The 15,057-nt window shown below is 67.2% G+C and carries 12 protein-coding genes; 4 read left to right on the forward strand and 8 right to left on the reverse strand.

The window, feature by feature from the left end:
• Positions 1-12: 12 nt before the first annotated feature.
• Both ACIPRS_RS14660 and queF read right to left on the reverse strand, forming a co-directional pair.
• Entirely contained in the window at positions 13-318 is a 306-nt protein-coding gene (locus ACIPRS_RS14660) for a LysM peptidoglycan-binding domain-containing protein (protein WP_142122826.1), read from the reverse strand.
• A 107-nt stretch (positions 319-425) separates the two neighbouring features.
• Positions 426-1,241 (reverse strand): NADPH-dependent 7-cyano-7-deazaguanine reductase QueF, encoded by an 816-nt coding sequence (queF, locus tag ACIPRS_RS14665; protein WP_446539048.1) that lies wholly within the window; start codon positions 1,239-1,241, stop codon positions 426-428.
• A 69-nt stretch (positions 1,242-1,310) separates the two neighbouring features.
• Here queF and ACIPRS_RS14670 point away from each other — a divergent pair, with 69 nt between their 5' ends.
• From ACIPRS_RS14670 to ACIPRS_RS14685, 4 genes are all read left to right on the forward strand, one after another.
• Positions 1,311-1,733, forward strand: a complete 423-nt coding sequence (locus tag ACIPRS_RS14670; RefSeq protein WP_446539049.1) for a protease inhibitor I42 family protein — start codon at positions 1,311-1,313, stop codon at positions 1,731-1,733.
• 118 nt (positions 1,734-1,851) lie between these two features.
• On the forward strand, positions 1,852-3,120 hold the full coding sequence (locus ACIPRS_RS14675; RefSeq protein ID WP_446539050.1) for a lytic murein transglycosylase: 1,269 nt from the start codon (positions 1,852-1,854) through the stop codon (positions 3,118-3,120).
• Positions 3,117-3,983 carry a D-hexose-6-phosphate mutarotase gene (locus ACIPRS_RS14680; protein ID WP_446539051.1) on the forward strand — a complete coding sequence of 289 codons (867 nt, stop codon included), beginning with the start codon at positions 3,117-3,119 and terminating at the stop codon, positions 3,981-3,983. Before ACIPRS_RS14675 ends, ACIPRS_RS14680 begins: the two co-directional genes overlap by 4 nt.
• 185 nt (positions 3,984-4,168) lie before the next feature.
• Positions 4,169-5,419 carry a TCR/Tet family MFS transporter gene (locus ACIPRS_RS14685; RefSeq protein ID WP_446539052.1) on the forward strand — a complete coding sequence of 417 codons (1,251 nt, stop codon included), beginning with the start codon at positions 4,169-4,171 and terminating at the stop codon, positions 5,417-5,419.
• Between the two features lie 59 nt (positions 5,420-5,478).
• On the opposite strand, the gene ACIPRS_RS14690 is transcribed toward ACIPRS_RS14685, so the two are convergent.
• From ACIPRS_RS14690 to ACIPRS_RS14715, 6 genes are all read right to left on the reverse strand, one after another.
• Entirely contained in the window at positions 5,479-5,931 is a 453-nt protein-coding gene (locus ACIPRS_RS14690) for a PepSY domain-containing protein (protein WP_446539053.1), read from the reverse strand.
• 133 nt (positions 5,932-6,064) lie between these two features.
• The gene (locus tag ACIPRS_RS14695; protein ID WP_446539054.1) at positions 6,065-7,240 is read right to left on the reverse strand and encodes a benzoate/H(+) symporter BenE family transporter; all 1,176 of its coding nucleotides are present in this window, start codon (positions 7,238-7,240) and stop codon (positions 6,065-6,067) included.
• Between the two features lie 119 nt (positions 7,241-7,359).
• Positions 7,360-8,244: a methylglyoxal synthase gene (locus ACIPRS_RS14700; RefSeq protein WP_337732801.1), complete on the reverse strand. Its 885-nt coding sequence runs from the start codon at positions 8,242-8,244 to the stop codon at positions 7,360-7,362.
• Positions 8,245-8,365: 121 nt separating this feature from the next.
• Positions 8,366-9,811, reverse strand: coding sequence for an FAD-dependent oxidoreductase (locus tag ACIPRS_RS14705; protein ID WP_446539055.1), 1,446 nt, complete (start codon positions 9,809-9,811; stop codon positions 8,366-8,368).
• Between the two features lie 136 nt (positions 9,812-9,947).
• Positions 9,948-14,420, reverse strand: a complete 4,473-nt coding sequence (gene gltB, locus ACIPRS_RS14710; protein WP_446539056.1) for a glutamate synthase large subunit — start codon at positions 14,418-14,420, stop codon at positions 9,948-9,950.
• A 240-nt stretch (positions 14,421-14,660) separates the two neighbouring features.
• Positions 14,661-15,026: an I78 family peptidase inhibitor gene (locus ACIPRS_RS14715; protein ID WP_337732798.1), complete on the reverse strand. Its 366-nt coding sequence runs from the start codon at positions 15,024-15,026 to the stop codon at positions 14,661-14,663.
• Positions 15,027-15,057: the final 31 nt, after the last annotated feature.

The raw sequence follows: 15,057 nt of genomic DNA on the forward strand, positions 1-15,057 counted from the left end.
GTGGAGTGGCGATCAGGCGTCGGCGGGCTTCGGCGGCAGCTTGATGACCTGCCCGGGGAAGATGCGGTCGGGATCGTCGATGGTGTCGCGGTTGGCTTCGAAGATCTGCTTCCACGCGTTGGCGCTACCGAGATGCTCTTTAGCGATCTTGGAGAGGGTGTCGCCCTTCTCGATGGTGTAGGTCTGCTCTCCGACGATTTCGGCAGTGCTGTCTACGCGAGCCGTTACACCGGAGAAATCAGCTTTCTCAACTTGGGGAGCCGTGCTGTCTACGCTGGCGGTGACGCCAGAGAAGTCGGCCTTCTTTTCTGTGCTCATTGCAACCACCCTTCCTGGCGGGCTGTGGGATGAGCAAGACTTGCACGCGCCCTGTTAAGAATCCATAGCGCGAGTGTGAAAACAGCTCTATTGTTACGTGAGTAACTTTACTGTCGTACGTCGCGCTTCATGAGCGGTGCAGCCACGTCGGGCGTCGCCCGCCATGGATTTATGTCCAAACCGCCGCGCCGCGTGTATCGCGCTTCGACGGACAGCGACGAAGGACGGCAGTGCGCCTGCACGTCGTGGAAGATGCGTTCGACGCACTGCTCGTGGAATTCGGCGTGGTCGCGGAAGCTGACCAGGTAGCGCAGCAGCTCGACACGGTCGATGCGCGGGCCACGGTAGCGGATGACCACGGTCGCCCAATCCGGCTGCCCGGTGACCGGACAGTTCGACTTCAGCAATCCGGACGACAGCACTTCCTCGACCTGTTCTTCCGGATCGGCGGCCAGGAACTCGGCACGCGGCGGGCCGTAATGGTCGATCTCCACGTCCAGCTCATCGATCGATTCACCCTCGGGTGCTTCCGCCATCGGTGGAAGGCCGAGCACCACGCCCACATCCGCGCCGGCCCGCGCCGACAGGTCCGTGGCGATGCGTTCCAGCACGGCGGCATCGCTGTTGAAGCGCGTGCTGTTGAGGGAGTTGAGGTACAGCTTGAGCGACTTCGACTCGATCAGGCATGGCGAGGTGCACGGGACGGTTAGGGTGGCCGTCGCGACACGGGGCTTGCCCCGGGCGTCCAGCCAACTCAGTTCGTACGCATGCCAGCGGTCATGGCCGACGAAGGGCAACGCTTCGGCGGCGATGCCGATCTCGTCGCGCGCGGCCTGGCGCGGGATCGGGAACAGCAGGGTGGGGTCGTAATGCGCGGGATACGCGACCTCGCGACCCAGCGAGGAATCCTGGGGGGTGCTCATGCGGCCATTCTACGGACGGCGCCTAAAGACCGGGTGTATAAGGGCGGCGTCTCCAGGGAGGACGCGACGATGAAGTGGTTGCCGACGCTATGCCTGTGCACGCTGTTGTCCGCCTGCGCCAGCGGGACGGCCATCGGCACCGACCCGCCCACGGATGCGCTGCCCGACGACGGCCTGGTCCGCCCGCAAGGCGACGCGCCGGTGACGATGCGCGTGGGCCAGGTGCTGGAGATCGCCCTGACGGCCAATGCCAGTACGGGTTACCAGTGGGAATTCGCTTCCGATGGTTCCCCTGTGCTGGCGAAGACCACGGGGCCGGCCACGCCACCGCCGATGGATACCCAACCGCCGATGCCGGGTGCGCCATCCATCGCGCGCTGGTGGTTCCGCGCGGAGAAGCCGGGCGAGGCCACGGTGAGGATGGTCTATCGGCGGTCGTGGGAAACAGTGCCGCCGGTGGAAGTGGTCGAGTACCAGGTGGTCGTTCGCTGACGCTTCGATTGCCGCATGCCGGCGGCAACGTAGGTCACGTGCGTCATGAATGACCGGCTTGGCTTCGATGTCTTCGCAAGGCAAAGTGATCGCTCCCCCGAAGGCCAGGGAGGCCGTCATGACCTCGCAAGCATCCGTTCTCTGGCTGGCGTTGATGGTCGCGGCCCCCGTGGCAGCGCAGACACCACCGGCCACTCCACCGGTCACCCCGCCGGTCGCCGCCGACCCGGCATTCACCGCCTGCATGGCCAGCCTGCGCGGCGTTGCCGAGAAGCAGGGCATCACCACGACCACCTTCGACACCCATGCGCAACAGCTGGCTGCCGACTTGAGCGTGCTGGATCTGCTGGATGCGCAGCCGGAGTTCACCACGCCGCTGTGGGACTACCTGGCGGCATTGGTCGATGAGCAGCGCGTGGCGGATGGAACAACGATGCTGGCGACGCACCGCGAACTGCTGGAGCGCGTGGCGACTGCCTACGGGGTCGATGCCGCCACCGTCGTCGCCGTGTGGGGCGTGGAGAGCGACTACGGCCGCGTGTTCGGCAAGCGGCCGCTGCTGGTATCGCTGTCCACGCTGTCGTGCTTCGGGCGGCGCCAGGCATTCTTCCGCGGCGAATTCCTGACCACGTTGAAGCTGTTGCAAGCTGGCGACGTGCGCGCCGATGGATTGACCGGCTCGTGGGCGGGCGCGTTCGGGCATACGCAGTTCATGCCCAGCACCTACGAACGCATTGCCGTGGATTTCGATGCCGACGGCCGCCGCAATCTCATCGACAGCATTCCCGACGCCTTGGCCTCGACAGCGAACTACCTGGTGAAGTCCGGCTGGCGCACGGGCGAACCATGGGGTTACGAAGTGAAGCTGCCCGCCGGCTTCGATCTTGCCCAGGCCGGACGCACGAACCGCAGGCCACTGACCGAGTGGGTGACGCAAGGCATCGCCCGCATCGATGGCCAGCCGTTGCCGGCGGATGATCGCGCCGCGGCCGTGCTGGTGCCGACGGGCATCGGCGGCCCCGCCTTCCTCGTGTTCAAGAACTACGATGCGATCTATTCCTACAACGCGGCGGAGAGCTACGCGCTGGCGATCGCGCTGCTGGCCGACCGCCTGCGTGGCAGCGGGGGGCTGGTCGCCGCGTGGCCGACGGATGATCCCGGCCTCGGACGTCCGGAGCGACGCGCACTGCAGACCTTGTTGCTGGCGCGTGGCCACGCGATCGGAACGGCCGATGGCATGATCGGTACGCAGACCCGACGCGCCATCGTCCTGGAGCAGCAACGTCTCGGTCTGCAGCCTGCAGACGGTCGTGCCGGCGCGAAGATACTCGCCGCCCTGCGCGCGGAAGGGCCGCCCGCAACGCTGCCGGAGTCCGTCATCCCGTGAGTGCACTGCCCGAAGGCGTTACCCGCGAGGTCTGGCAGGGCCTGGATGTGTTGCGGGTGGACACGCCATTCTCCATCGCGCGCCTGAGCCTGCACGGTGGACAGGTCGTGTCGTTCGAGCCGGACGGATTTGACGACCTGCTGTGGGTGTCGCCGATCACCGCGATGCCGCCGAAGGCGATCCGCGGCGGGGTGCCGGTGTGCTGGCCGTACTTCGGTCGGCAGGGGCAGCCGGATGATGCACCCCAGCACGGCCATGCACGCATCTCGCGCTGGCCGCTGACCGACGTGCGGCGCGAAGGCGATGGCAGTGTGGTACTCAAGCTCGCCTTGCCGGTGCGCGATGGCGTGCCGCTGGAACTCCAGATGTCGGTGCATGTCGGCCGTGAGCTGCGGCAGAGCATCGATACCCTGCATCGTGGCGACGCACCGTATCGATTGACGCAGGCGCTGCACACCTATTTCCGCGTGGCGGACGCCACCCGGGTCCAGGTCACCGGTCTCGATGGCCTGCGCTACGCGGACAAGTACGACGGCGACACGCACGTGCAATCCGGCGCCTGGTCGCTGCACGACCCGCGCGATCCCGGCCGCAGCGACCGCATCTACGCCGGCACCGGCCACCGCTTCGATCTCCTCGACCCGGTGGCAAGCAGGCGCATTCGCCTGGACACGTTCGGCAGCCGGTCGCTGGTGGTGTGGAATCCGGGTGAAGCCAGCGCACGCGACATCGCCGATCTGCCCGACGATGGTTGGCGGAACTTTGTCTGCCTGGAACCCGCGAATGCCGGCGAGGACGCCATCGAACTGGAGCCCGGGCAGCGCCACCGGCTGAGCCACGTGATCTCGGCAGGCTCGTTGTAGGAGCGACGTGAGTCGCGACCGCGGACCGTCTGCGGCAACTTCTTCTGACGGCAGGCACGATTCCTGCGGCCCGTCGATCTTCGTTCGCGCAAGGCTCGCGGTCGCGACTCACGTCGCTCCTGCAGGTGCGGCCATGGAGCGTGGCATGGCCTACACTTGCGCACCCTTCCGCCCGTCTCGGTCCCGTGAACGCCGAATCGCACGCACAACCCGGCCGCCGCGCCGCGCTGATCTTCATCTTCATCACCGTGCTGATCGACGTGCTGTCGTTCGGCGTGATCATTCCCGTGCTGCCCGGCCTGGTCCGGCAGTTCACCGGCGGCGACTTCGCACAGGCGGCGTGGTGGGTGGGCGTGTTCGGCATGCTGTTCGCGGCCATCCAGTTCGTCTGCACGCCGATCCAGGGAACGCTCTCCGACCGCTTCGGCCGTCGACCGGTGATCCTGCTTTCGTGCCTGGGGCTGGGCATCGATTTCATCCTGATGGCGCTCGCGCAGTCGCTGCCGTGGTTGCTGGTGGCGCGCATCTTCTCGGGCGTGTTCTCGGCCAGTTTCACTACGGCCAATGCCTACATCGCCGACATCACGCCGCCGGAAGGGCGCGCGAAGGCCTTCGGCATGATCGGCGCCGCGTTCGGTGTCGGTTTCATCATCGGCCCGATCATCGGTGGCGAGCTGGGTGCCATCGACCTGCGCCTGCCGTTCTGGTTCGCGGCAGGACTGGCGCTGCTGAATTTCCTGTACGGCTTCTTCGTGCTGCCGGAATCCTTGCCGAAGGAGAAGCGCACCGCGACATTCGACTGGGCGCACGCCAACCCGGTGGGATCGATGGTGCTGCTGAAGCGCTACCCGCAGGTGTTCGGATTGGCTGCCGTAGTGCTGATCGCCAACCTGGCGCACTACGTCTATCCGAGCGTGTTCGTGCTGTTCGCGGAATACCAATACCGCTGGAGCGAGCGCCAGGTCAGCTGGGTGCTGGCCGCGGTGGGCGTGTTCAGCGTGATCGTGCAGGCCGGCCTGGTGGGGCGCGTGGTGCCGAAGTTCGGTGAGCGCCGTACGTTGCTGTTCGGCCTGGCCTGTGGCGTGGTCGGCTTCTTCATCTACGGGGTCGCGGACGTCGGTTGGATGTTCCTGGTCGGATTGCCGATCAGTGCGCTGTGGGGCCTCGCGGGTCCGGCCACGCAGGCGCTGATTACGCAACAGGTGGGTGCCGACGTGCAGGGTCGCATCCAGGGGGCGTTGATGAGCCTGGTGAGCCTGGCCGGCATCGTCGGCCCGATGATGTTCGCCGGCACGTTCGCGTTGTTCATCGGCAAGCAGGTGCCCGCGCACCTGCCCGGCGCGCCGTGGCTGCTGGCGGCGCTGCTGCTGGCCGTTGGCTGGCTGGTGGGCTGGCGCTTCGCGCGGCCCTCGCGAACGCCCGCAGCCGCCCCGTGACGAAAAAGGAAAGCCGCCCTGGGGCGGCTTTCCTGTAGGGGACGACGCAGACCGGGGGGTCAGTCGTTTTCGACGTGGATGATCTCGCCGGTGTTGGCGGCCAGATGGATCTCCACATCGTTGCCGTCGGCGCGTTCGGCCTCGGCCTTCCACACGCCGTCATCGAAATCCACATCGTCGATCTTGGAGTAGCCGGCGGCTGTCAGCTTCGCCTTCACGTCGTTCTCGCTGAGGTTGGATACCAGTTTCTCGGCGACCACGTCGCCACTGGCGGGGTTCACGCGTACATCCACGCGGTCACCGTTGGCGCTGGTGGCGTCGGTCTCCCACTGGCCGTCTTCGAAATCGAGATCGTCGATGTTGGTGTAGCCCTTCTCGGTCAGCAGCGCGCGCACCTGCGGCTCCTTCAACGCATCCTTGCCGGCGGTGGGGGCCGGCGCCTGCGCAAAGGCGGCACCGGAAAGGGCGGCGAGCGTGGCCAGGGTCAACAGGCGGTGGCGGGTGGTCTGCATGGGATTCTCCTGCAAGGGTGTAGCGGCGATGCTGCCCACGTCCGCATCACCCAGAGGTGAATTCCACGGCTTCAAACTGAACGCTCCACGCCGCTTTCACCTGCATGAGTGGCGTGCGAACGCAGCCGGACCGCTATGCGCGCCGCCACACCAGCAACGTGACCACGCCCGCGACCAGCCCCCAGAAGGCGGATCCGATGCCGGCCAGCGACAGTCCGGAGGCGGTCACCAGGAAGGTGACCAGTGCGGGTTCGCGATCGGACTCCTCGCGCAGCGCGGCGGCAAGACTGTTGCCGATGGTGCCCAGCAGCGCGATGCCGGCGATGGCCAGGATCAGTTCCTTCGGGAACGCGGCGAACAGCGCCGCCACCGTGGCACCGAACAGGCCGACGATGACGTAGAACACGCCCGCCGCGATGGCGGCCACGTAGCGTCGCGACGCATCCTCATGTGCTTCGCGGCCCATGCAGATCGCGGCGGTGATCGCCGCCAGGTTCAACGCGAACGCGCCGAACGGTGCCAGCAGCAGGTTGGCGACGCCGGTCCAGCCGACGACGGGCGAGATCGGGATCGGATACCCCGACGCGCGGATCACCGCCACGCCCGGCACGTTCTGGGAGGCCATCGTCACGATGAACAACGGGAGCGCGATGCCGACAACCGCAGCCAGGGAGAAGGTGGGTGCGAGGAAGATCGGCTTCGCCAGTTCCAGCGTAAGCCCGTTCACGCGCAGCAATCCGAGCCCGGCGGCGAAGGCGATGCCGACCAGCAGGGTCAGGATCACCGCATAGCGCGGCAGCATGCGACGCGCGAGCAGGTAGACGACGAACATCGTCAGCACCATGCCCAGCTGCGTCTTCATCGCGCCGAACGCCTCCAGGCCGAAGCGCAGCAGAACGCCGGCCAGCATGCCGGATGCGAGCGACACCGGGATGCGGCTGATCATCCGTTCGAAGAAGCCGGAGAAGCCCGCCAGGCAGATCAACAACGCCGACAGCATGAAGGCGCCCACGGCATCGGACAGCGGCAGCCCCGCGGCGCTGCTGATCAGCATGGCGGCCCCCGGCGTGGACCATGCGGTCACCACCGGCATGCGGTAGCGCAACGACAGGCCGATGCAGGTCAGGCCCATGCCCAGGCCGAGCGCCCACATCCAGGAGCTGATCTGCGCCGGCGACGCGCCCAGCGATTGGGCCGCCTGGAACACGATGACGGCAGAGCTGGCGAAGCCGACCAGCACGGTGACGAAACCGGCGGCGATGGCGGAGAGGGAGAGGTCTTTGAGCAGGTGGCGTGGAGAGGCCGTCATACGCGATTGCTATCCCTGTAGGAGCGACGTGAGTCGCGGCCATGAAAATGAAACTACCACCATTCTGCCGGTGCGCTCGATAGCGGGAGCCGTGCGACGCCACGGCATGCAGTCGCGACTTACGTCGCTCCTGCAAGAGCCAGGCGCTTGTTCACCGCCTCACACCATCGTCGCGCCACGGCCAGCGACGTGGTGCAGACCGCCTCGTCGGTGACGGTGGTGACGGCGCGCTCCAGCAGCTGGATGTCGGCCTCGTGCTGGCGCGCGACGTGCGGATTCTCGAAGAAGATCACGCGCTGGCAGCGGTGTTCCAGCACGCGGTCGGCGATCTGCGCGTCGCCGCCGAGCGGGCCGCTCTGGAAGCGCTCCACCCACGGCGTGTCCGTCGGCCAGCCGCGGCTCCATGCCAGCTCGTTGAGCTGCTGGCCGGTGGTGCCGGTGGCCATGCGGTGGGCGAAACGCGACAGCACGTCGAAATGGTCGTCGGCGAACGCGACCATCTGCGGTTTCATCGCATCGTGCGCGATCAGGGCCAACGTTTGCGTTTCCAGTGCATGGAAACGGTCCGCCCCGCGGTCCGGTGCAAAACCGGCGTGGATGCGTTCCATCTCGACCCAGTCGCGTGCCGAGGCCACGGTGGAGAGGAACGGTTTGCCGTGGATGACGCACTGCCGCTTCAGCGCGGTGGCCTCGGGGAAGATCGAGGACGGATCGACCGGATCGATGAAATAGATCGCACCATCCAGACTGCGTTCCGCACCTTCCAATCCGACGACTTCCGCCACCAGCTTCATCAGTCCGCCATCGCGGCCGTACGGATAGCGCTTGAGGCCGTCGTAGCCCCGCAGCATGCCGGCGGCGGCGATCGCATCATGCGTGCGACCCACCGCATGCAGAGCCAGCCGCAGTTCGCGGATGCCGGCTTCGCTGGCGCGCAGCCAGCGGAACAGCGCGGCATCTTCGGTGTGGTGATGCAGGCGGTTGGCAGCCAGGCCCAGGCGCATGGTCGGATCGTGTGGGAGGTGAGCCGCGAGTCTAGCGTAGGGCGGGCTCAAGCCCGCCATCGCAATCACCCTGCACGGCAAGGTTTACCAAGTGGCGAGGTGGGCCCGCGCCACCCGCGCGCTATGCCAGCAACAACGTCGCGATGCTTGCTGCGGCATCGCGGCCCTCGGCCACGGCCGTGACCACCAGGTCCGCGCCACGCACCGCATCACCGCCAGCGAACAGCTTCGGATTCGTCGTCTGGAAGGGAAGGCGCTCGCCGCCGCCGACCACGATGCGCCCGTTCGGCGTGCCTTCCACACCCTGTTCGGCCAGCCATGCCGGCACGCTGGGCGAGAAGCCGAACGCGATGATCACCACGTCGGCCTCCAGCACCGATTCGCTGCCTTCGATCGGCACGGCGCTCTGGCGCCCGCGTTCGTCCGGCTCGCCCAGTTTGGTCTCCACCACCTGCACGCCGGCCACCTTGCCGTCGTCGCCGGCCATGACGCCCAGCGGCTGGCGGTTGAACAGGAAGCGCACGCCTTCCTCGCGCGCATTCGCCACTTCGCGCGCGGAGCCGGGCATGTTCGCTTCATCGCGGCGATAGGCGCAGGTGACCTTGGCTGCGCCCAGGCGGATGGCACTGCGCACGCAGTCCATGCCGGTGTCGCCGCCACCCAGCACTACCACGCGCTTGCCGTGCAGGTCGGGCAACGCCAGCTTGTCTTCCCAGCCCGCGATCGGGCGACCCCACGGATCGCTGCCACCGACGATGCGGCCGTTCTGCACCAGGAAGGGCAGGGCAGGCAGCACGCCTTCCAGGTCCTGTCCCGGCAACCCGCCATCGGTGTAGCGATAGGCGCCGGTGCCGAGGAAGACGGCGTCGTACTCAACCAGCAATTGTTCCAGCGTCACGTCGCGGCCCACGTCAACGCCCAGCCGGAATTCGACGCCCATGCCCTCCAGCACTTCGCGGCGCTGCGCGATGACGCTCTTGTCCAGTTTGAAGCTGGGGATGCCGAACTGCAGCAGACCGCCGATCTGTTCGTAGCGGTCGTACACCACGGCTTGGATGCCGGCGCGTGCGAGACGGTCGGCGCACCCCAGCCCCGCAGGCCCGGCGCCGATCACGGCCACGCGCCTGCCGGTCGGCTTCACGTCGCTCAGGTCCGGGCGCCAGCCATTCGCCAGTGCGGTATCGACGATGTACTTCTCCGCCGCACCGATGGTGACCGCGCCGAATTCCTCCAGCGTGCAGCTGCCTTCGCAAAGACGGTCCTGTGGACACACGCGGCCACAGACTTCAGGCAGGGGATTGGTGGAATGGCACAGCTCGGCCGCTTCCTCGATGCGGTTCTCCTGCAGCAGCTGCAGCCATTGCGGGATGGCGTTGTGCACCGGGCACTTCCAGCTGCAATACGGATTGCCGCAGTCCAGGCAACGGCCCGCCTGGTACTGGGCTTCCTCCTTGCCGAACTTGCCGTACAGCTCGCCCCAGTCGCCGCCCGTGCGCAGTTCCAGCGGAATCCGCTGCGGCATCGTGCGCGGCAGGTCGAGGAACTGGAATACCTGCTTCTTGCTCATGGGGTGCGGCTCTTCATCAATAGGTTTCTGCCGTCATCCCAGCGAACGCTGGGATCCAGCTTGCCTCGCGCGGCCATCTTCGGAGGCAAGATCAAAATGGATTCCGGCGTTCGCCGGAATGACGGTCCGGGGCGCATCACGCAGCCCTCCGCAAGGTCTCGTTCAACGAGTCGATGCTCGCCGCCTTCGGCTTCACCAGCCAGAACTTGCCCACGTAGTCGCGGAACTCGTCGAGGATCTGCTGCGCCCAGATGCTGCCGGTCAGTTCGCGGTGGCGGCTGATCAGCGTGTGCAGGTGCTGGCGATGACTTTCGAAGCCTTCCGGACTGATGCGGTGGATGTCGATCAGCTCATGGTTGTAGCGGTCGACGAAATCGCGGTCCAGGTCCAGCACGTAGGCCAGGCCCCCGGTGAAGCCCGCGCCGAAGTTCAGGCCCACCTTGCCCAGCACCAGCACGATGCCGTCGGTCATGTACTCGCAGCAGTGGTCGCCGGCGCCTTCGATCACCGCCAGCGCGCCGGAGTTGCGTACGCCGAAGCGCTCGCCTGCGCGTCCGGCCGCGAACAGTTCGCCGCCCGTGGCGCCATACAGGCAGGTGTTGCCGATGATCGGCGTGTTGCGTGCCTCGAAGCGCGCGCCACGCGGCGGACGCACGACCAGCCGCCCGCCCGCCATGCCCTTGCCGACGTAGTCGTTGGCTTCGCCTTCCAGTTCCATCAGCAGGCCACCGGCGTTGAAGGCGCCGAAACTCTGCCCCGCGGTGCCGCGGAAGCGCAGGTTCAACGGCGCGTCGGCCATGCCGTGATTGCCGTGCACGCGGGCGATGGTGCCGGATAGCCGGGTGCCGATGCTGCGGTCGGTGTTGTGGATCAGGAAGCGGTGGTCGCCCCCGGTCTTCTTCCGGATCGGTTCGGCCAGCAGGCCATCCAGCTGCGTGGCCAGGCTGTCGGGCGATTCGTACAGGCGCTGCGCCGCACAGCTGTTGCTGTCGAACTGCGCATGCTTGAGCAGGCGTGACAGGTCGATGTTGACACCCTGGCGCGGCGACACGTCGATCTGCTGCAGCAGGTCGGTGCGGCCGACGATTTCGTCCAGCGAGCGCGCGCCCAGGTACGACAGCCACTGCCGCACTTCTTCGGACAGCAGGCGGAAGAAGTTCTCCACGCGCTCGGGCAGGCCGGTGAAGTACTGCGAGCGCAGGCGCTCGTCCTGCGTGGCCACGCCGGTGGCGCAGTTGTTGAGGTGGCAGATGCGCAGGTACTTGCAGCCCAGCACGATCATCGGGCCGGTGCCGAAGCCGAAGCTGTCGGCACCCAGCAGCGCGGCCTTGACCACGTCCAGACCGGTCTTCAGGCCACCATCGGTCTGCAGCACGGTGCGGTCGCGCAGCTGGTTGACCACCAGCGCGTGGTGCGCCTCGGCCACGCCGAGCTCCCACGGCACGCCGGCGTAGCGGATGGAACTGACCGGACTGGCGCCCGTACCGCCGTCATGGCCGGAAATCGTGATGAGGTCCGCGCCGGCCTTCACCACGCCGGCGGCAATCGTACCCACGCCTGCGTGCGACACCAGCTTCACCGACACCAGCGCGGTCGGGTTGACCTGCTTGAGGTCGAAGATCAGCTGGGCGAGATCTTCGATGGAATAGATGTCGTGGTGCGGGGGCGGCGAGATCAGGCCGATGCCCGGCTTCGCGTAGCGCAACCGCGCGATCAGTTCGTTGACCTTGTGGCCGGGCAGCTGGCCGCCTTCGCCGGGTTTGGCGCCCTGCGCCACCTTGATCTGCAGGACTTCGGCGTTGACCAGGTACTCCGGCGTCACGCCGAAGCGGCCGGAAGCGACCTGCTTGATCTTGCTGCGCTTCTCGGTGCCGTAGCGCACCGGGTCTTCGCCGCCTTCACCCGAGTTGCTGCGTCCGCCCAGGCGGTTCATCGCGATGGCGAGCGCCTCGTGCGCCTCCGGCGACAGCGCGCCCAGCGAGATTGCCGCGGTGTCGAAACGGCGCAGCAGGTCGGTGGCATCGGCGACCTCGTCGAGGGGCGTCGGCGTGTCGGCCTTCTTCAACTGCAGCAGGTCGCGCAGCGCGGACGGCGGGCGCGAGTTCACCACGTCGGCGTAGGCCTGCCAGTCGCGGGCGTCGCCGGTGCGCGCCGCGCGCTGCAGCGTCATCACCACGTCGGGGTTGTACATGTGGTACTCGCCACCGTGCACGTACTTCAGCAGGCCCCCGATTTCCGGCGATTCGCGGTCGTTCCAGGCGCGTGCTTCCAGTTGGCGGGCCTCGATGTCGAGCCGCTCGAAGCCGACGCCGCCGATGCGCGCGGGCGTTTCGGCGAAGCACAGGTCCACGACGTCGGCATCCAGCCCGACGATCTCGAACAGCTGCGCGCCGCGATAGCTGCTGATGGTGCAGATGCCCATCTTCGAGATGATCTTCGACAGGCCCTTGTAGATGCCCTTGCGGTAGCTGCGGCCGATCTGCGCCTGCTCGCCGCCTTTCTTGATCTGCAGGATGCCGCGCCGGCCCAGGTCGAACAGGGTCTGGTAGGCGAGGTAGGGATACACGGCGGTGGCGCCGACGCCGATCAGGCAGGCGATGTGGTGCGGATCGCGCGCGGTGCCGGTCTCGACGATCAGGTTGACGTCGCAGCGCAGGCCTTCGCGGCACAGGTGGTGGTGCACCGCGCCCGTGGCCAGCAGCGCGTGCACCATCGGCCGGCCCTGCTGCGGACGGCGATCGCTCAGCACCACCATCACCATGCCTTCGCGCGCGGCCTGCGCCACTTCCGTGCTGATGCGTTCGATGGCGGCCTTGACGCCTTCCGCCGGGTCGTACGACAGGTCGATGTAGCGATGCTTCTGGTCGTACGGCGCCATCTTCACGATCTGGCGCAGCTTGCGCTGCGACAGTACCGGCGAATTGAGGATGATGTGGTGCACCGTCTCCGGGCCGGCATGGAAGATGTTGGTCTCCTTGCCGAGCTGGGTGGTCAGCGACATCACGCAGTCTTCGCGCAGCGGATCGATCGGCGGGTTGGTCACCTGCGCGAACGCCTGGCGGAAATAGTCGTACAGCGGTCGCGTCTGCCGGCTCAGCACCGCCATCGGGGTGTCGTCGCCCATCGAGCCGGTGGCTTCCTGCTCGGTCTCCGCGAGCGGGCGCAGTACCTGTTCCACTTCTTCGTCGGTGAGCTGGAACAGCTTGTGGTAGCCGCGCAGCGTCTTTTCGTCGAACGGTGCGTCGGTCAGCGACGGATCGATCAGCTCGGTCTGCAGGTAGGTGACGCCCTGGTGCAGCCACTGCTTGTACGGGGCGCGGCCGCGATTGATGCGGTCCACCGCTTCGCTGTCCAGCAGGTCGCCGCGTTTGAGGTCGATGGCCATCATCTCGCCCGGGCCGAGCTTGCCCTTGCGGGTCACGCGTTCGGCGGGCACTTCCCACACGCCCGCTTCGCTGGCGACGATGAAGTGGCGGTCGCTGGTCAGCATCCAGCGCGCGGGGCGCAGGCCGTTGCGGTCGAGCGTGCAGGCCGCGTAGCGCGCGTCCATCGAGACGATGCCGGCCGGGCCGTCCCACGGCTCGGTATTGAGGCCGTAGAACTCGTAGAACGCAGCGAGGTCGGCGTCCTTGAATTCCAGCGACTGGGTGGCCGGCGGCACCAGGATGCGCAGCGCCTGGATCAACTCCATGCCACCGGCGACCAGCAGTTCCAGCATGTTGTCCAGGCTCTGTGAATCGGAGCCGTGCATCGAGATGACGGGGTCGAACTCGCCGATGTCGAAGCGCGGCGTCTTCCACACCTTGCTGCGCGCCTGCGCCCAGCGGCGATTGCCCTCGATGGTGTTGATCTCGCCGTTGTGCGCCAGCAGGCGGAACGGATGCGCCAGCGGCCAGCGCGGCAGCGTGTTGGTGGAGAAGCGCTGGTGGAAGACCACCGCGCTGCTGGCCAGTTCGGTACGCTGCAGGTCCGGATAGAACACCGCCAGCTTGTCCGGCAGCACCATGCCCTTGTAGCCGATGGCGTGCGGCGACAGCGTCACCACGTAGAAATCCGGCACGCTCTTGCGCAGCTGCTGTTCGCTGCGGCGACGGGCGAGGAACAGGGCCAGCGAGAAGGCGTCGTCGTTCTGGTCGGCGCCCGCTTCGACATACAGCTGTTCGATGCGGGGCAGGGTGTCCTTGGCCAGTTGTCCGCAGACGGCATCGTTGGTCGGCGGCACGCGCCAGCCTTTCACGGCGACGCCGGTACGGAACAGCTCGGCTTCCAGGGTGGCGCGGCACTGTGCGGCCTGCGCCTCGTCGTGGGGCAGGAACACCAGGCCCGCAGCGAAGCGCGCGCCCAGGGCGATGCTGGCTTCGGCGGCGAGCGCACGGAGGAACGCGTCCGGTTTGCGGATCAGCAGGCCGCAGCCGTCGCCGGTCAGCCCGTCGGCGGCGACGCCGCCACGATGGGTCATGCGCGACAGCGCGGCGATGGCGGTATCGACCAGGGCCCGCGAGGGCTGGTCGTCGAGTTGCGCGATCATGCCGAAGCCGCAGGCATCGCGCTCGTCGTTGGGGTCGTACAGACCGGGGTCAAAGCCGCCTTGGCGATTGCGAGGGGCCATGTGTTGCCTCAAACCGGAGTGACGGCGACACCGTGCCCTGCCCGCGCAGCGGCACTTCGAAATGTCACCGGAAACCCGACTAAAACACAGTTGTTGCGATGCCGCAACAACACCTATTGCACGCCACTCGTTGGTTGCAAAGGCAACTTTTCCGGGCGTCGCGCCGCGCCTCGCGGACAAGAAAAAACCGCCTGCGCGAAGCAGGCGGTCCGGGGGCACTGCAGTATGGCCGGGCGTGGGTCAGCCGCAGTTGACCGAGGTCGCGACGCCCTTGTCGTCGAGGATGATGTTGAGGCGGTCGGGATTGAAGTCCATCGTCGCCGCGTCACCCGGTTTCAGGCTGCGCACGGCGCTGGACTTGCTGTCGGTGCGCGCCTGTTCGATGTCCTTTTCGGCCGGCGTCTTGCCGATGATCCATTGCGCCTGGGTGTCGTCGCAGCTGCCGGCGAGTTCGGCCGGTGCAGGCGTGGCGGCGGGAGGCGTGGCGGCTTCGCTGGCCGCGGCCTGCGACTGTTCCGCGGCCGCCGTCTGTTCATCGGTATCGGGTGCGGAACAGGCCGCCAGCGAGAGGGTCAGCAGCAGGGCGGGGATGGCGGCTCGGATCATGCGGAACTCCGGACAATGGGACTGAAGGAAG

The sequence above is a fragment of the Pseudoxanthomonas sp. LARHCG66 genome (assembly GCF_052871755.1).

Coding starts and splice junctions, on each gene's coding strand:
- ACIPRS_RS14660 (WP_142122826.1), bottom strand. CDS start 318: ATGAGCACAGAAAAGAAGGCCGACTTCTCTGGCGTCACCGCCAGCGTA.
- queF (WP_446539048.1), bottom strand. CDS start 1,241: ATGAGCACCCCCCAGGATTCCTCGCTGGGTCGCGAGGTCGCGTATCCC.
- ACIPRS_RS14670 (WP_446539049.1), top strand. CDS start 1,311: ATGAAGTGGTTGCCGACGCTATGCCTGTGCACGCTGTTGTCCGCCTGC.
- ACIPRS_RS14675 (WP_446539050.1), top strand. CDS start 1,852: ATGACCTCGCAAGCATCCGTTCTCTGGCTGGCGTTGATGGTCGCGGCC.
- ACIPRS_RS14690 (WP_446539053.1), bottom strand. CDS start 5,931: ATGCAGACCACCCGCCACCGCCTGTTGACCCTGGCCACGCTCGCCGCC.
- ACIPRS_RS14695 (WP_446539054.1), bottom strand. CDS start 7,240: ATGACGGCCTCTCCACGCCACCTGCTCAAAGACCTCTCCCTCTCCGCC.
- ACIPRS_RS14700 (WP_337732801.1), bottom strand. CDS start 8,244: ATGCGCCTGGGCCTGGCTGCCAACCGCCTGCATCACCACACCGAAGAT.
- ACIPRS_RS14705 (WP_446539055.1), bottom strand. CDS start 9,811: ATGAGCAAGAAGCAGGTATTCCAGTTCCTCGACCTGCCGCGCACGATG.
- gltB (WP_446539056.1), bottom strand. CDS start 14,420: ATGGCCCCTCGCAATCGCCAAGGCGGCTTTGACCCCGGTCTGTACGAC.
- ACIPRS_RS14715 (WP_337732798.1), bottom strand. CDS start 15,026: ATGATCCGAGCCGCCATCCCCGCCCTGCTGCTGACCCTCTCGCTGGCG.